This is a genomic window from Streptomyces mangrovisoli, from assembly GCF_000974985.2.
In the GTDB taxonomy this organism is placed as follows: Bacteria; Actinomycetota; Actinomycetes; order Streptomycetales; family Streptomycetaceae; genus Streptomyces; species Streptomyces mangrovisoli.
The window spans coordinates 38,122-53,141 of the sequence record NZ_LAVA02000010.1; the positions used below are offsets into that span (position 1 = coordinate 38,122).

Here is a 15,020-nt window from a genome sequence, read left to right on the forward strand (position 1 = left end):
GCGTTGTCAGTGGGGGGCCGTACGGTGGGGGCATGAACAGCGATCGACTGGACGGGCCGCCGGACGGGCGGGACGAGCCGCAGGTGGTGTGGGCGGTCGTGGACAGCGCCATCGGCCCGCTGCTGCTGGCCGCCACCCGTGACGGCCTGGTCAATGTCGTGTTCCACGCCACGGACCCGGTACGGGACAAGGCGCTCGCACGCCTCGCGTCCCGCCTGGGCACCGAGCCCGTACGGGCGCCCGGCTCCCCCCTGCTGTCCGAGGCGATACGTCAGCTCGAGGCGTACTTCGCCGGTGAACGGCGCTCCTTCGACCTGCCGCTGGACTGGTCCCTGATATCCGGGTTCAACCGGCAGGTGCTGCGCGAGCTGGCGTCCGGCGTGCCGTTCGGCGCGGTCGTCGGGTACGGCGATCTGGCCCGGCGGGTGGGTCAGCCGCAGGCGGCGCAGGCGGTGGGGGTGGCCATGGGGTCCAATCCGCTGCCGGTCGTGGTGCCGTGCCATCGCGTCGTCGAGAGCGGCGGGGGCATCGGCGGGTTCGGCGGCGGCCTGGAGACCAAGCGGCAGTTGCTCGCTCTGGAGGGCGTGCTGCCCGAGCCGCTCTTCTGACCGTCAGTCGTAGTGCCGTGCCTCGAAGACGTTCCCGTCGGGGTCGCGGAAGTAGAAGCTGCGGCGGGCCTCGCCCCGGGCGCCGTAGGAGTCGTAGGAGAGGGCGGAGACGGGGACCGAGTCCGTCTCCAGACGGGAGCGCAGGGCGTCGAAGCCTTCCTGCGGGAGGGCGACGCACACATGGTTGACGGGGTGGCCCGAGCTGTCCGCGGCACCGGGCACCATCCGCATCCCCGGCGCGATGGACCGTGGCATGAGGTCGAGGATCGTCTCCTCGTTCAGGCGCACGGACGGAAAGGGCGCCTTCCCGTCGGCGTACTCGGACAGTCGCAGGGGTTCCAGTCCCACCGTCCGCTCGTAGAAGGCGGCCGCGGCGACCGGGTCACCGACCCAGAGGACGACATGGTCGAGACGTGCACGGTTGTCCGTCATGCACCCCAGGCTGGTGGCCCGCCGCACAGGCCGCAAGGGTTTGGCCGGGGGTGGCGCCCGCCAGAGATGAGGGAGTACCGACAGACAGGAGGCAGGCGCGTGACGCTGGTGGTGTCCGGAGAGGTACGGGAGGCGATCGACGCGCGTCGACCCGTGGTGGCGCTGGAGTCGACGATCATCGCGCACGGGCTGCCGCGCCCGCGCAACCTCCAGGTGGCGCTGGAGCTGGAGGACGTCGTACGGCGTGAGGGCGGCGTCCCCGCGACGATCGCAGTGCTGGACGGCCGTCCGCACATCGGCCTCGACAAGGCGCAGCTGGAGCGGGTCGCGAACGAGGACGGGATGCGCAAGCTGGGCCATCGCGACCTGCCGCTCGCGGTGGCCGCGGGGGCGAGCGGGGCGACGACGGTGTCGGCGACCGCGCTGCTGGCCGCGCTGGCGGGGATCCGGGTGTTCGCGACGGGCGGGCTCGGCGGGGTGCACCGGGAGTGGACGGTGACCCAGGACGAGTCCGCCGACCTGGGCCTGCTGGCGCGGACCCGGATCACCGTGGTGTGCGCGGGGGTGAAGTCGATCCTGGACGTGCCGGCCACGCTGCAGAGGCTGGAGACGCTGGGCGTCGCGGTGGCCGGGTACGGGACGGACCGCTTCCCCGGCTTCTATCTCTCCGACTCCGGGCACCCGGTCGACTGGCGGCTGGACACGCCCGAGCAGGTCGCGGACGTGATGCGGGCGCAGGACGGCCTCGGGCGGCCCGAGTCCGCGCTGATCGTCGCGCAGCCCGTGCCGCAGGCGGAGCAGCTCGATCCGGAACTCCACGCCCGGGTGCTCGCCGACGCGCTGCGTGCGTCCGAGGTGGAGGGGATCAGCGGGCAGGCGGTCACGCCCTTCCTGCTCGATCACCTGGTACGGCACACCGACGGCGCCTCGCTGAGCGCGAACCTGGCGGCGGTGCGCGGCAACGTACGGCTGGCCGCGCGGATCGCGGCGGCGTGGTCGAGGGGGTGACGCCGGGGCGGAACGGGGTGCCGGTGGGTCACGCCGAGACAGCGGCCGGACAGGAGGAGGGACCGGCCGGGCGGGACGGGACGGGGGCCGGGCGAGTCGACACGACGGCTGAGCAGGCAGGGCGGACCGGGGCGGGAACCGCGCCCGTCGGGACACCGGCCGGTGGGACGCCCGCCGGGGGGACATCCGTCGGCGGGGCGTTGCTGGTCGTCGGGGACGTGATCACGGACGTCGTGGCGCGGCACCGTGGGCCGCTCGCCGGTGGCACCGACACGGCCGCGGTGATCCGGACGCTGCCCGGCGGCGCGGGCGCCAACGTGGCGTGCTGGGCGGCACACCGGGGCTGCCCCGACGTACGGCTGCTCGGGCGGGTCGGCGCGGACGCGGTGACCTGGCACGAGCGGGAGCTGACCGCGGCCGGGGTGCGTCCGCTGCTGGTCGTCGACCCGTCGGAGGCGACCGGGACGGTGGTCTGCCTGGTGGACAACGGCGCGGCGGCGGAGCGGACGTTCCTGACGGACAGCGGGGCGTCGCTGCGGCTGGAGCCCGCCGACTGGTCGGACACGCTGCTCGACGGGGTGGCCCGGCTGCATCTGTCGGGCTACCTGCTGTTCTCCCGTCCCAGCCGGGCGCTGGCCCGGGTCGCGCTGGCCGCGGCCCGGGCGCGAGGTGTTCCCGTCAGCCTGGACCCCGCGTCGACGGGGTTCCTGAAGGAGTTCGGGGTGGGCCGGTTCCTGGAGTTCGCCGACGGCGTGGACGTCCTGCTGCCCAGCAGGGACGAGGCGTGCCTGCTCACCGGCGTGTCGGACGGGACGCGCGCGGCGGCGGAGCTGAGTCACCGGGTGCCGCTGGTGGTCGCCAAGCAGGGCGCCGAGGGCGCGCTGGTGGCCCGCGCGGGAGAGGTCTGCGCCCGGATCCCCGCCGCCCCCGCGGACCCCCGGGACACCACGGGTGCGGGGGACGCCTTCACCGGTGGATTCCTGGCCGCGCTGCTGAGGGGCGCCGACGCCGTGAGCGCCGCGACGCAGGGATGCATGGCGGGGGCGCGAGCGGTGGAGCGGGTCGGGGGACGGCCGCCGGCGCGGGAGTGATCTCGCCCCCGCCGCCAGCCCTCTGGACCGGCAGACCGGCAGACCGGCAGACCGGGTGACTGGGCGACCGGCAAATCGGGTGACCGGCAGGTCAGCGGCTCGGCGGAACCACCAACCCGCAGACCGGCCGGGCCTACCCCTTGCGGCCCCACGCCGAGATCATCGGTGCCGTGGCCAGGTCCATCGTGCCGGAGGCGATGTTCGCCAGGTGCCGGTCGATCTCCTCGTCGGTGGCGAGGTTCGCCGCGACGAGCTGTGCCCGCAGTTGACGGACCGTCGCGGACTCGAGGGCCGAGCAGGAGGGTGAGGTGAACGGGAAGTAGACGTCGGCCTCGACGCGTTGGAGACCGGCCTCGCGCAGCAGTCGCGGCAGCCGGCGGCCGTACGACAGGTCGGCGCCGCGGTCGGCGAGGAGCTTGCGGAAGCCGTGCCGGATGCGGTTGGCGAGCTGCTGCTCGGGGCCGTGCTCGTCCGGGCAGGCGAGCGGTTGCAGCGCGGGGTCCGCGTCCTCGATCAGCAGCCGCCCGCCGGGCCGCAGGGCCTTCACCATCGACCGCAACGCCCGTTCCCGGTCGGGCACATGGACGAGGACGAGCCGGGCGTGGACGAGGTCGAAGCCCTCGCCGGGCGGTTCCTCCGCGCCGACGTCGTGCACCCGCACCTCGACCGGGGCCCGGGCGGCCGCCGCGACCAGCGAGGTATCGATGTCGGTGGCGACGACCTTGCCCGTCGGGCCGACCTTCTTGGCGAGCCACGCGACGACGGAGGTGCCACCCGCGCCGACCTCCCAGCAGCGCCAGCCGGCGCCGACACCCAGTTCCTCCAGGTGCCGGAAGGTCGTGGGATCGAAGAGGGTGGCGAAGGCGTCGAAGCGCCGGCCCGCCTCCGCCTGCTGGTTGTCGAGGAGATATCCGTCGGTTTGCGTCATGCGGCGATCATCCCAGCCGGGCCGCTCGCCACGAGCCGCCGACGCTCCGGTCCGTGACATGGTCCCGGCTTCGTCCACAGGCGGGAACAAAGCGGAACTCCCTGTTCACACAGGCTTGCACGCCTCTCGCGGAGGGCTGGCACACTGAACCGCCAAGGCACGACAGTGCGGCGAGGGGTACACGCAAGGAGGGCCAGATGTCCATGGCGGGCAATCTGCGGAAGGTCACGGGCCTCGACAGGGTCGGCGGCCTGCGCGGGGTGGCGCGGCTGGCCCGGCGGCGGCATCGGGTCGACCTGAGCCACCCGGCCAGGTCTCCGCTCGGTTCCTCGGTGGTCAAGTGCGTGACGTACCGGGACGGGGTACGGGTGCAGGGCGGCAGCGACCTGGTCGACGCCGTGGAACGGGTGCGCAAGTCCGGGGACGGCTTCGTCTGGCTCGGGCTGCACGAACCGACGGACCAGGAGTTCGCGGGCATCGCCGAGCTGTTCGACCTGCATCCGCTCGCCGTGGAGGACGCGGTCGAGGCCCATCAGCGCCCCAAACTGGAGCGCTACGGGACGACGTTGTTCGCGGTGTTCAAGACGGTCTGCTACGTCGAGCACGAGGAGCTGACCGCGACGAGCGAGGTGGTGAACACCGGCGAGATCATGGTGTTCGTCGGCGAGGACTTCGTCGTCACGGTCCGGCACGGCCGGCACGGCTCGCTGGGTCCGCTGCGGGAGGAACTGGAGGCACAGCCGCAGCAGCTCGCCAAGGGGCCCGCCGCGGTGCTGCACGCGATCGCGGACCATGTGGTGGACGACTTCCTGAGCGTCACCGACTCGGTGCAGGCCGACATCGACCAGGTGGAGACGGACGTCTTCGCGGAGAACGGCGCGCGGGCCGATCCGGGCCGCATCTACCAGCTCAAGCGTGAACTGCTGGAGCTGAAGCGGGCGGTGGTGCCGCTGAACCGCCCCGTCGACGAGCTCGCCACCCTGCCCAACCGGGTGATCGGCCCGGAGATACAGGCCTACTTCCGTGACGTCCGCGACCACCTGCTGCGGGTCACGGAGCAGATAGCGGCCTTCGACGAGCTTCTGAACTCCATCCTCCAGGCACATCTCGCACAGGTGACCGTCGCGCAGAACGAGGACATGCGCAAGATCACCGCATGGGCGGCCGTGATCGCGGTGCCGACGATGGTGTGCGGGGTCTACGGCATGAACTTCGATCACATGCCGGAGCTGCACTGGCGGTTCGGTTATCCGCTGGTCGTGGGCGTCATCTTCGCGGCCTGTGTGGCGCTGCACCGCGGTTTCCGGCGTAACGGGTGGCTCTGAGCTTCGCCTCCTCCGATGACGGGCCCGGCGGTCCGGTTCAGTGGCGGGCCGGGGACCGGGCGTAGACGCTGCCCGTCCAGGCGGCGATCTGGTCCTCGCTCAGGTGCCGGGCGAGGTCGGCCTCGCTGATCATGCCGACGAGCCTCTTGTCCGCGATCACCGGTAGCCGGCGGATCTGGTGTCCCTGCATCTCCTGGAGCACGTCGCCGAGGTCGGCGTCGGCGTCGATCCAGCGCGGGGTGCCCTGGGCCATCTCGCCGGCGGTGACCTTGGCGGGGTCGTGCCCCATGGCCACGCAGCCGACGACGATGTCGCGGTCGGTGAGGATGCCGCAGAGCCGTTCGTCCTCGTCGCTGATGGGCAGGGCGCCGACGTTCAGCTCGCGCATCAGCTGGGCGGCGCGGTCCAGGGTCTCGTGGGCCGGGATCCACTGGGCGCCCCGGTGCATGATGTCGCCGGCAGTGGTCATGGGGTACCTCCCGGTGCCGGGTGGCCGGCGCGGCACGGAACGCGCCGCTGGTACCGGCGTGCCCCATTCTCCGCGCGGGGCGGGACGGCCGCATCCCTCAGCCCCGGGGTCCGCCCCCGTTCCAGGCCGGGTGGCGGGGGTCGTCGGCGCGGACCAGCACGTCGGCCTGGGTCGCCGGGTCGGTCTCGCCCTCGTAGCGCTCGAAGGCGGGCAGGGTCCAGAGGTCGGATTCGGGGGTACGGCGGCGCAGGGCGCCCGGGGAGAGCAGGAGGTGGACGGTCAGGTCGAAGGGGAACCAGTGCCGCAGCAGCAACGGGCCGTGCAGCAACAGCACGCCGCCGCAAGGGAGTTGGACATAGGGGCTACGCGTGGCGCGGTCGGCCGCCGGGTCCCACAGGTCGGGCAGGATCCTGCCGTCGCCGCCGGGTTCGAGCGGGCCGAAGACCTCGCGCCACAGTGCGCCGGTGTCGTACCAGCCGTCGTAGTAGGACTCCGGGTCCCGCCGGCCGTGCTCCAGGCGGAGCGAGGCGGGCCGCAGAAAACCCTCGGCGCCGACGACGAGTGAGGGGCGGCCGCGGACCCGCAGCGCCTCACCGACGCGTTCGGCGAGGTCGCCGGGGGCGGCGGCCGGGGCGCCGTCGAGAGCGACCTTCGGCCAGGGGCTCGCGTCCGCGGGCTTCAGGTCGAGCAGCCGCTCGGCCAGGAGGTCGCCGAGCCGGTCCCAGGTGATCGCTTCGAGTCGCACGCGGTCCATGATGCGCCGCCGGCCGCCGGGTGGTCGCCAGGGGGCCGGAGAGGGAGCCGCGGGGGCCTCGACAGGGGTTCGTGACAGAGGTTCGTGACAAGGAGCTGTGGCAGGGGGCTGCGACAGGGAGCCGTGGCAGGGGGCCGTGGGTGCGGGAGCGGGAAAGAGGAAGGGGAAGGGAGGGCGCATGGCAGGGCGGACGACCACGCGGACGACCACGTGGGCCTTCGCGGGGCCCGTCGTCGTCCAGCCGCTCGGCAGGCGCGCCTGCGCGGAGTGCGGGAGCGGGCCGCTGTCGCTGCTCGTGCTGGACGCCGGCGTACCCCGGTGTCTGGACTGCGCCGACCTGGGGCACCTGGTGTTCCTGCCGCGCGGGGACACCGCGCTGACCCGCAGATCGCGGGAGGAGAGCGGACTGTCGGCCGTCGTGGTCCGGTTCAACCGGCGCAGGGGCCGCTACGAGCGGCAGGGCGTCCTGGTGGAGGAGGCCGCGCTCGCCAGGGCGGAACAGCGGTGTCTCGCGGACGCCGAGGCGCGACGGCGCAGACGGGCCCGGGACGCGCGGCGGCGGGCGGCCGAGGACGTGCGGTTCACGGACGCCTTCGCCACGGAGATACGGCGGCTGTTCCCCGGCTGTCCGGCCGAGCGGGCACGGGAGATCGCCGCGCACGCCTCGGTGCGCGGCAGCGGGCGGGTCGGCCGGAGCGCGGCCGGGCGGGCGCTGTCGGAGCGGGCGGTGACATCGGCGGTGGTCGCGTCGGTACGGCATCTGGACACGCCGTACGACCAGTTGCTGATGAGCGGGGTGCCGTGGCACGAGGCGCGGCGGCGGATCCGGAGCACGGTGGACACGGTGCTGCGGGGCTGGCGCGTGCGCGTTCCGGAGCCCGGGACGCAGGGTGGGGAAGGAGTAACCGCTTGTGGCGACGGGTGGGCGCAGGGCAGGATCTCGGGCCGACGGGCCGGAGTCGACACAGGCACCGACGAACGGGAGTTGACGTAGCGATGGGCGAGGAGCCGTTCTTCGTGCTGGCGGTGCTCGGGGCGCTCGGCTCCGGGGTGATGGCCGGGGTGTTCTGCGCCTTCTCCGTGCTGGTGATGCGGGGGCTGGCCGCGCTGCCGCCCGCGCAGGGCGTCGCCGCCATGAACGCGATCAACTCCGTGGCCACGTCGCCGGTCTTCCTGGCGTTGTTCCTCGGCACGGCGACGCTGATCGCGGTGATCGCGGTGGTGACGTTCGTGATGTGGCCGGACGGCGCGACGGTGGAGCTGCTGCTGGGCAGCGCTCTGTATCTGTGCGGTGCGTTCGGGGTGACGGTCGTCGCGAACGTGCCGCGCAACGAGCGGCTCGGGCGGCTCGCGGCGGAGCGGCCGGCGAGACCCGGCGCGCCGGGCGGGGCGCGACCCGCGAAGGCGGGAACGGAGGCGGGGGAAGTGGAGACGGACGCGGTGGCGTACTGGCCGGCGTACGTGCGGGAGTGGACGCGGTGGAACCACGTCCGGACGGTCTCCTCGGCGGCCGCCGCGGTGACCTATCTGCTCGCGCTCGCCTGAGGTCCGCAACCGGACACCCGGCGTGCCGGCTCGACTCGCGTGGACGGGGGAAAGCGCTGTACACCGGCCTGCGTCCGTGGCCGATGAGACGTATCGTGGCCGAAAGAGTGCCGCCCGATGACGCACGGCCCCTCACACAGGTGAGCAAGGAAGACGGCCATGGCCGATCCCAAGGGTTTCATGACGACACCTCGCCAGGAGTGGCCTCGCCGGCCCGTCGAGGAGCGGGTACGGGACTGGCACGAGGTGTATGTCCCGGGCGCGCTGTTGCCGATCGTGAGCAAGCAGGCCGACCGCTGCATGGACTGCGGGGTGCCGTTCTGCCATGCCGCGTGCCCGCTCGGCAATCTGATTCCCGAGTGGAACGACCTGGTGTCGCGGGAGGACTGGCGGGCGGCGGCCGAGCGGTTGCACGCGACCAACAACTTCCCCGAGTACACCGGCCGGTTGTGCCCCGCGCCGTGCGAGGCGGGGTGCGTCCTCGCGATCAACCAGCCCGCCGTGACCATCAAGAACGTCGAGTGTGCGATCGCCGACCGGGCGTGGGAGGACGGGCTCGTGCCCCCGCGGCCCCCGGACCGGCTCTCCGGCCGGACCGTGGCCGTGATCGGCTCCGGCCCCACCGGGCTGGCCGCCGCACAGCAGTTGACCCGGGCCGGGCACACGGTGGCGGTGTACGAGAAGGACGACCGGCTCGGCGGGCTCATGCGGTACGGAATCCCCGCGTTCAAGATGGAGAAGCACCATCTGGAGCGGCGGCTGGGGCAGATGCGGGCCGAGGGCACCAAGTTCCGTACGTCGACGGCGGTCGGGCGGGACGTCCGTGCCGCGGAGCTGCGCACCCGCTACGACGCCGTGGTGATCGCCACCGGGGCGACGGCGTGGCGCGAACTCGACGTGCCGGGGCGCCGGTTGGCGGGCGTCGAGCAGGCGATGGAGTACCTGCCGTTGGCCAACCGGGTGGGCGAGGGGGATCTGGAGGTCTCGCCCCTGTCCGCGGCGGGGCTGCACGTCGTGATCGTGGGCGGCGGCGACACCGGCGCGGACTGTCTGGGCACGGCGGTGCGGGAGGGTGCCGCGTCCGTGACCCAGCTGGACATCTACGCCCAGCCCGGTGCCGAGCGGGACGAGGACGCGGAGCCCTGGCCGACGTACCCGAAGGTCTACCGCCTGTCGGCGGCCCACGAGGAGGCGCGGGACCTGCGGACGGCGCCCGCGGCGGACGCGGACGCGAGGCTGTTCGCGGCGTCCACGCTCCGCTTCACCGGGGACGCGGACGGGCATGTGCGGTCGCTGCACCTGGTCGAGGTGGACGCGTCGCGGCAGCCGTTGGCGGACACCGGGCGGACGCTGCCGGCCGATCTCGTGCTGCTGGCGCTCGGCTTCTCCGGGCCCGACCGCGCGGACGGGCTGGTCGACCAGCTGGGTCTGGCGATGGAGCCGCGCGGCACGATCGCGCGGGACGCCGGGTTCGCCACCAATGTGCCCGGGGTGTTCGCCGCGGGCGACGCGGCACGCGGGCAGTCGCTGATCGTGTGGGCGATCGCGGAGGGCCGGGCGGTGGCCGCGGCGGTGGACGAGTATCTGACGGGCAGTTCGCGGCTCCCGGCGCCGATCACGGCGTACGACAGACCGATGACGGTGTGAGGGAGCCGCACGAGCACCGCCCGCCGGCGCGAGGTGCGCCGTGCGGGCGGTGGTCGTGGGCGACTCATGACGTGAGGCGGGTCAACTCGTGGCGTGGGGCTGGTCAACACATGGCATGTGGGGGTTTAACAAGAAGGCGGTTCAGGAGAGCAGGAAATCGGCCACCCCCGCCTTGGCGCCCTCGATGAAGGCGGTCATCTCGTCGGAGGTGTAGATCAGCGCGGGTCCGTCCGGGTCGGTCGACTGGCGGACGGCGATCCGGCCGTCGGCGAGCTTCATCGCCTCCAGGCAGTTGCCGCCGTTGCCGCCGCTCCACGGCTTGTGCCAGCCCTCGCTGCCCAACTCCCGCGCGGGCATGCCGTTGTAGACCTGCTTGCGCGGCTTCATGCGATCCATTCACAACTCCTTGCGGAGATCCCGGAGAATCTCCTTCGTGCGATGTGCCGTAGCGGCCTGAGCCGCCATGCGGTCCATGACCTCGAGGTGGGTGGCCACCTCGGGGCGCGCGTCCAGGTAGACGGCGCCGGTCAGGTACTCGCTGTAGACCATGTCCGGCAGTTCCGGCATGGCGAATCGGAACAGCACGAAGGGCCCGTACGTCCCCGGGTGCGGCCCGTTGCCGAACGGGGCGACCTGGAGCGTCACATTGGGCAGCTTCGTGGCTTCGATCAGTCGGTCGATCTGGGCCCGCATCACCTCCGGACCGCCGACATGGCGGCGCAGTGCGGTCTCGTCCATCACCGCCCAGAACCGCGGCGCGTCAGGACGGGTGAGCAGGTCCTGGCGCTGCATCCGCAGATCGACATGGCGTTCGATGTCCTCCGGCCGGGTCTGCCCGACCGCGCCCGAGCGCAGGACCGCGCGGGCGTAGCCCTCGGTCTGCAGCAGGCCGGGGACGAAGTGCGGCTCGTAGGACCGGATGAGGGCGGCCGCGCCCTCCAGGCTGACGTACATGGAGAACCAGCCCGGCAGGATGTCGTGGAACCGCTGCCACCAGCCCGGCCTGTTGGCCTCCTCGGCGAGGCCGACGAACGCATCGGCCTCCTCGTCGGAGACGCCGTACGACTTCAACAGCAGCTGGAGGTACGGGATTTTGAGGGCGACCTCGGCCATCTCCATGCGGCGGACGGTGGCGGGGGCGACGCGCAGGACGCGGGCGGCCTCCTCGCGCTTGAGCCCGGCGCGTTCCCGCAGGTCCAGCAGGCGCCGGCCGAGGACCACTTGTCCCACCGTCGGCGCGGACCGCGGTTCGCTCACGCTCCACCTCCACAAGGCATTCGAACAGCCGGACGGCACAAGGCATCCTGACAGCCCGACGGCGCCATTCGAAGACCTGTTCGAGAATCTGCCGGATCCTCGTTGATCCCAACTGGCGCCGTTCGACGTGCTGTTGCGAGCAGTGTGCCATGACGCCCCACCACGTCACACGGCACTCTGCATTTTTCAGAGTGACACTTGCCAAGTGTTCACGGCGGGGCGATAGTGGCAAGCGTGATTCCGTCCGCGCCCTTAGGAACAGACGCCGCCGCAGGCCGCTCCGGCCTCGGCGCCACTCCGGGAGCAGGCCCTGGCCGGGCCGCTGCCGAGCGCCGGTTCCGGTTCGAGCTGGCCGCACATCCGGGCTCTCCCGCGCAGGCCAGACGGCTGACGCGGGCCCGGTTGACGGGCTGGTCGGTGTGCGAGGACACGTGTGACACGGCGGCCCTGGTGATCTCCGAACTGGTCACCAACGCCATAGTGCACACCGCCAGCAGCCGGGTCGTCTGCGAGCTGCACGACCACGACGACACCGTGCGCATAGCGGTGCGTGACGAGGGCTGTGCCCCCGGCGAACCCCAGCCGTCACCGCAGCGGCCCGAGGAGGAGCACGGGAGGGGACTGCTTCTCGTCGGCGCGCTGTGCGCCGCCTGGGGGGCCCAGGAGCACGGGCCGGGTCTGCTGGTCTGGGCCGAGCTGCCGCACCAGGCCGGCACTCCGGGCGAGGACACGGGAATCGGCGGCGCGGGCTTCCGCGAGGCGGGCTTCGGCGAGGCGGGCTTCGGCGAGGCGCCGCGCAATGACCTGGGCTGGGGAGCCCGCCCGAAGCCGGTGCCGTCCGGCGGGTCGGATGACGACGACGAGGCCGAGGGACACGTGCGGCCGGATCCGGCGGGCGGGACCGTGCCCGGGGCGCGGGCCGAGTTACAGGCACAGGCACCCGCGCCCTGGCGCGCCACGGGAGCGGGGCCGCGATGGGTGTGAGCGTGGGGCTCGGCTCCGGACCGGTGCTCAGCCTGGACCGGCTCGTCCGGCTGGGGCGCGAGCTGCGGCCCGCGGTGCCCGTGGGCCGTCCCCGGCGGCTGGCGGTGCCCGACGGGATGACCGCGCCGCTGGGGTGCGACGCGGTGGCCGTGCCGGCCGAGTTCGGGCCGCTGGTCCTGGCCCGCCTGCCGCGCGTGGGCTGTGTCTACGCCGACGACGCGCACTGGTGGTGGATCGTCCCCTCCGACTCCGACTACGCCCTCCAGTGGCCTTCGCCCACGCAGTACGCCGCGGGGGCGGTCGTTCCCGACGGGCCGCCGCCCGACCTCATCCACCGGCCCGAGGGCACCCTTCCGTACACCCCGCCGATCCCGCTCTACCTCGCGCTGTGCCGGGTCACGGGGACTACTCCGGGCTGGTCCCGTCCCATCAGCGCGTGAGGCCTGGCCGGCCGGGGGGCGGGGACTGAGCGGTGTGGCCCGCGGCGGGTCCGTGGTGGTCCCGCCGGGCCGCGGACGGGTGCTCAGCGCCGTGACGCCCCGCGGGTCCGCCGTGGTCGCCCGCGCAGTTCCCCGCGCCCCCAAAAAGCTGCGCCGCCCCACACCCCCCGCAGGGGCGCGGGGAACTGCGCGACAAAGCCCCACCGGGCCGCAGACCGGCACTCAGGCGCCATGACCCCCGGCGAGTCCGCCGTGGTGACCCGCTCAGTCCCCCGCGGGCCCGCCGTGGTCACCCGCGCAGTTCCCCGCGCCCCCAAGAAGACGGCGCAGGCCCACACCCTCACATGAAGAAGGGGGCCCCGCCGGGTCGCGGAGCGGGGTGTGGTGTGCGCCCGCGTGTGTTTGTCGGGGGCTTCGCGCCCTGCCCTCCCGCCGTGCGCCCCGCCATAGTGGCCGTCCGGCGACGATCGGGGGAGGTCGAAGGTGGGCACACAGCGCGCGGCGGCGGCCGCGGGGGCGTCCGAGTCGGAACAGCTGCTGTTCGGTGGTCCGCTCCGCTACGACATGGGCTGGAACCAGCACGTCGACGCGTTCCTGGAGCTGAACTTCCGCGCCATGGTGACCCGGCTGCCCGGCCTCCTGTCGTCGAGCTTCCGGCTCGCCTGGCAGGCCGACCGCCGCGCCGCCCGGACCGTGCTGGCCGCCGAGGCGGGCCGCGGCGTCATGCAGGCCGTGAGCCTGCTCGCGGTGAACAGCGTCCTCGGCCGGGTGTTCGCCGGCGGCACCGTGCAGGACCGGCTGCGCGGCGCCGTACCGGCACTGGTCGTGATGGCCGCGGTGATGCTGGTCGGCGCGCTGCTGCGGGCCGCGTCGACCTACGCGACGGGCCGGCTCGAGCCGAAGGTGGAACGGGTCGCGACCGAGCGGTACCTGGAGCGGGCCGCCGCGGTGGAGCTGTCCGCCATCGAGGACCACGCCTTCCACAAGCTGCTGGACACCGCGCAGTACGGCGCCAGCTCCGCGCGGCGCATGATCTCGTACAGCACCCGCGTGGTGAACGCGCTGATCTCGCTGATCACCGCGGCGAGCGTGCTGACCGTGCTGCACCCTGCCCTGCTGCCGCTGCTGATCACGATGACCCTGCCGAGCGCCTGGAGTGCCCTGACGAACGCGCGACGGCGGTACGAGTCGTTCCACATCTGGGTGCAGCACGCGCGGGCCGGCCATCTGATCAGCGGTCTGCTCACCGAACCGGAGGCCGCGCCGGAGATCCGGGTGCACGGTGTCGGGCCCTTCCTGCTGCGCCACTACCGCGCGATGTCGGAGACGGCGGAGGCCGAGCAGGCGCGGCTGTCCCGGCTCGCGGCCCGCACCGGGCTGATCGCGGCGGCCTGGACCGGCCTCGCGACCGTGGCGACGTACACGACCCTGGGCGCCCTGCTGCTGACCGGCGCGATGGCGCTGTCGGTGGCCGGCACGGCCGTGATCGCGATCCGGACCGGCTCGGCCAGCCTGGACAGCCTGGTCCTGGAGATCAACCAGCTGCACGAGGAGGCCCTCTTCGTGGGTGATCTCCAGCGGCTGTACGCCGAGGCCGCCGAACGGGCGATCCCGGTCGGCGGGGAGGCGCTGCCGGAGGATCCACGGGAGATCAGGTTCGAGCATGTGACGTTCGGCTACCCGGGCGACACCGCCCGGCCCGCCCTCGACGACGTCTCGCTCACCCTCCCGATGGGCCGGATCGTCGCGCTGGTCGGCGAGAACGGCTCCGGCAAGACGACCCTGGTCAAACTGCTGGCTGGGCTCTACCAGCCGGACCGGGGCCGGATCCTGTGGGACGGCGTGGACGCGGCGGGCGCCGACCGGCACGAACTGGCCGAGCGCATCGCGATGGTGGCGCAGGACTTCAAGCGCTGGCCCTTCACGGCGAAGGTCAATGTCGCGGTCGGCCGGTCCTCGGCGCCGCTGACCGACGAGCGGCTGACCGCGTCGGTGAGCGAGGCGGGCGCAGAGGAGGTGGTCGCGGACCTGCCGCGCGGCCTGGACACGCTGCTGGCGCGGCAGTTCAGCGGTGGGCACGAGCTGTCGGGCGGCCAGTGGCAGCGGCTCGGCATCGCCCGCGCCGCCTACCGGCGGGGTCACATCCTGATCGTGGACGAGCCGACGGCCGCCCTGGACGCGCGGGCCGAGCTGGAGGTCTTCGAGAAGATCCGGGCGCTGGCCGGGGGCGGCCAGACCGTCGTGCTGATCACGCACCGGCTGGCGTCGGTGCGCCACGCCGATCTGGTGTACGTGCTGGACGAGGGGCGGATCGCGGAGTCCGGAACGCCGGAGGAACTGCTGGCGGGCGGCGGGATCTACGCGGAGCTGTACGGACTCCAGGCCGCGCAGTACACGGCCGGGCCGCCCGCCTCAGGGCTGCCCGCGTCCGGATCACCCGCCTCCGAACTGCCGGCATCGGGGCCGCCCGCCTCAGGGCTGCCCGCTCCGAAGAAGGGCTGAGCCCCGTGGCGGCCGACGGGGACGGCCGAG

At 73.3% G+C, this 15,020-nt stretch carries 16 protein-coding genes; 10 read left to right on the top strand and 6 right to left on the bottom strand.

Annotated elements, in window-relative coordinates; translation table 11 throughout:
- Positions 1 to 32: 32 nt before the first annotated feature.
- A complete protein-coding gene (locus WN71_RS04415) occupies positions 33 to 608 on the top strand; it encodes a methylated-DNA--[protein]-cysteine S-methyltransferase (protein ID WP_046584679.1) in 576 nt (191 codons plus the stop codon).
- A gap of 3 nt (positions 609 to 611) precedes the next feature.
- Here the strand turns inward: WN71_RS04415 and WN71_RS04420 are convergent, their stop codons facing one another.
- Positions 612 to 1,040, bottom strand: a complete 429-nt coding sequence (locus WN71_RS04420) for a VOC family protein (protein WP_206300013.1) — start codon at positions 1,038 to 1,040, stop codon at positions 612 to 614.
- A 99-nt stretch (positions 1,041 to 1,139) separates the two neighbouring features.
- Between WN71_RS04420 and WN71_RS04425 the strand changes: the two genes are divergently transcribed.
- Positions 1,140 to 2,048, top strand: a complete 909-nt coding sequence (locus WN71_RS04425; RefSeq protein WP_046584677.1) for a pseudouridine-5'-phosphate glycosidase — start codon at positions 1,140 to 1,142, stop codon at positions 2,046 to 2,048.
- A 200-nt stretch (positions 2,049 to 2,248) separates the two neighbouring features.
- The gene (locus WN71_RS04430; protein WP_046584676.1) at positions 2,249 to 3,139 is read left to right on the top strand and encodes a carbohydrate kinase family protein; all 891 of its coding nucleotides are present in this window, start codon (positions 2,249 to 2,251) and stop codon (positions 3,137 to 3,139) included.
- Positions 3,140 to 3,272: 133 nt separating this feature from the next.
- Here WN71_RS04430 and WN71_RS04435 read toward each other — a convergent pair whose 3' ends face one another.
- A complete protein-coding gene (locus WN71_RS04435; RefSeq protein ID WP_046584675.1) occupies positions 3,273 to 4,067 on the bottom strand; it encodes a methyltransferase in 795 nt (264 codons plus the stop codon).
- Positions 4,068 to 4,264: 197 nt separating this feature from the next.
- Between WN71_RS04435 and WN71_RS04440 the strand changes: the two genes are divergently transcribed.
- Positions 4,265 to 5,392, top strand: a complete 1,128-nt coding sequence (locus tag WN71_RS04440) for a magnesium and cobalt transport protein CorA (protein WP_046584674.1) — start codon at positions 4,265 to 4,267, stop codon at positions 5,390 to 5,392.
- A 37-nt stretch (positions 5,393 to 5,429) separates the two neighbouring features.
- Here WN71_RS04440 and WN71_RS04445 read toward each other — a convergent pair whose 3' ends face one another.
- The gene (locus tag WN71_RS04445; protein ID WP_046584673.1) at positions 5,430 to 5,861 is read right to left on the bottom strand and encodes a CBS domain-containing protein; all 432 of its coding nucleotides are present in this window, start codon (positions 5,859 to 5,861) and stop codon (positions 5,430 to 5,432) included.
- 97 nt (positions 5,862 to 5,958) lie between these two features.
- On the bottom strand, positions 5,959 to 6,606 hold the full coding sequence (locus WN71_RS04450; protein WP_046584672.1) for a nucleoside/nucleotide kinase family protein: 648 nt from the start codon (positions 6,604 to 6,606) through the stop codon (positions 5,959 to 5,961).
- Between the two features lie 187 nt (positions 6,607 to 6,793).
- Here WN71_RS04450 and WN71_RS04455 point away from each other — a divergent pair, with 187 nt between their 5' ends.
- The 3 genes from WN71_RS04455 to WN71_RS04465 all read left to right on the top strand — a co-directional run bounded on the left by WN71_RS04455 (position 6,794) and on the right by WN71_RS04465 (position 9,807).
- Positions 6,794 to 7,609, top strand: coding sequence for a DUF2293 domain-containing protein (locus tag WN71_RS04455; protein ID WP_079177641.1), 816 nt, complete (start codon positions 6,794 to 6,796; stop codon positions 7,607 to 7,609).
- A gap of 2 nt (positions 7,610 to 7,611) precedes the next feature.
- The gene (locus tag WN71_RS04460; protein ID WP_046584671.1) at positions 7,612 to 8,160 is read left to right on the top strand and encodes an anthrone oxygenase family protein; all 549 of its coding nucleotides are present in this window, start codon (positions 7,612 to 7,614) and stop codon (positions 8,158 to 8,160) included.
- Between the two features lie 159 nt (positions 8,161 to 8,319).
- Positions 8,320 to 9,807 (top strand): glutamate synthase subunit beta, encoded by a 1,488-nt coding sequence (locus WN71_RS04465; RefSeq protein WP_046584670.1) that lies wholly within the window; start codon positions 8,320 to 8,322, stop codon positions 9,805 to 9,807.
- Between the two features lie 141 nt (positions 9,808 to 9,948).
- Here WN71_RS04465 and WN71_RS04470 read toward each other — a convergent pair whose 3' ends face one another.
- Both WN71_RS04470 and WN71_RS04475 read right to left on the bottom strand, forming a co-directional pair.
- Positions 9,949 to 10,203, bottom strand: coding sequence for a DUF397 domain-containing protein (locus tag WN71_RS04470; protein ID WP_046584669.1), 255 nt, complete (start codon positions 10,201 to 10,203; stop codon positions 9,949 to 9,951).
- Positions 10,204 to 11,064, bottom strand: a complete 861-nt coding sequence (locus tag WN71_RS04475) for a helix-turn-helix domain-containing protein (protein ID WP_046584668.1) — start codon at positions 11,062 to 11,064, stop codon at positions 10,204 to 10,206.
- 225 nt (positions 11,065 to 11,289) lie between these two features.
- Here WN71_RS04475 and WN71_RS04480 point away from each other — a divergent pair, with 225 nt between their 5' ends.
- The 3 genes from WN71_RS04480 to WN71_RS04490 all read left to right on the top strand — a co-directional run bounded on the left by WN71_RS04480 (position 11,290) and on the right by WN71_RS04490 (position 14,990).
- Complete coding sequence (locus WN71_RS04480) at positions 11,290 to 12,048, top strand: ATP-binding protein (protein WP_079177642.1); 759 nt, start codon at positions 11,290 to 11,292, stop codon at positions 12,046 to 12,048.
- Positions 12,039 to 12,488 (top strand): hypothetical protein, encoded by a 450-nt coding sequence (locus tag WN71_RS04485; RefSeq protein WP_079177643.1) that lies wholly within the window; start codon positions 12,039 to 12,041, stop codon positions 12,486 to 12,488. The genes WN71_RS04480 and WN71_RS04485 overlap by 10 nt, the downstream gene beginning before the upstream one ends.
- A 564-nt stretch (positions 12,489 to 13,052) precedes the next feature.
- Positions 13,053 to 14,990: an ABC transporter ATP-binding protein gene (locus tag WN71_RS04490; protein ID WP_079177655.1), complete on the top strand. Its 1,938-nt coding sequence runs from the start codon at positions 13,053 to 13,055 to the stop codon at positions 14,988 to 14,990.
- Positions 14,991 to 15,020 lie beyond the last annotated feature (30 nt).

Coding starts and splice junctions, on each gene's coding strand:
- WN71_RS04485 (WP_079177643.1), top strand. CDS start 12,039: ATGGGTGTGAGCGTGGGGCTCGGCTCCGGACCGGTGCTCAGCCTGGAC.
- WN71_RS04415 (WP_046584679.1), top strand. CDS start 33: ATGAACAGCGATCGACTGGACGGGCCGCCGGACGGGCGGGACGAGCCG.
- WN71_RS04460 (WP_046584671.1), top strand. CDS start 7,612: ATGGGCGAGGAGCCGTTCTTCGTGCTGGCGGTGCTCGGGGCGCTCGGC.
- WN71_RS04445 (WP_046584673.1), bottom strand. CDS start 5,861: ATGACCACTGCCGGCGACATCATGCACCGGGGCGCCCAGTGGATCCCG.
- WN71_RS04440 (WP_046584674.1), top strand. CDS start 4,265: ATGTCCATGGCGGGCAATCTGCGGAAGGTCACGGGCCTCGACAGGGTC.
- WN71_RS04420 (WP_206300013.1), bottom strand. CDS start 1,040: ATGACGGACAACCGTGCACGTCTCGACCATGTCGTCCTCTGGGTCGGT.
- WN71_RS04470 (WP_046584669.1), bottom strand. CDS start 10,203: ATGGATCGCATGAAGCCGCGCAAGCAGGTCTACAACGGCATGCCCGCG.
- WN71_RS04435 (WP_046584675.1), bottom strand. CDS start 4,067: ATGACGCAAACCGACGGATATCTCCTCGACAACCAGCAGGCGGAGGCG.
- WN71_RS04455 (WP_079177641.1), top strand. CDS start 6,794: ATGGCAGGGCGGACGACCACGCGGACGACCACGTGGGCCTTCGCGGGG.
- WN71_RS04490 (WP_079177655.1), top strand. CDS start 13,053: ATGGGCTGGAACCAGCACGTCGACGCGTTCCTGGAGCTGAACTTCCGC.
- WN71_RS04465 (WP_046584670.1), top strand. CDS start 8,320: ATGGCCGATCCCAAGGGTTTCATGACGACACCTCGCCAGGAGTGGCCT.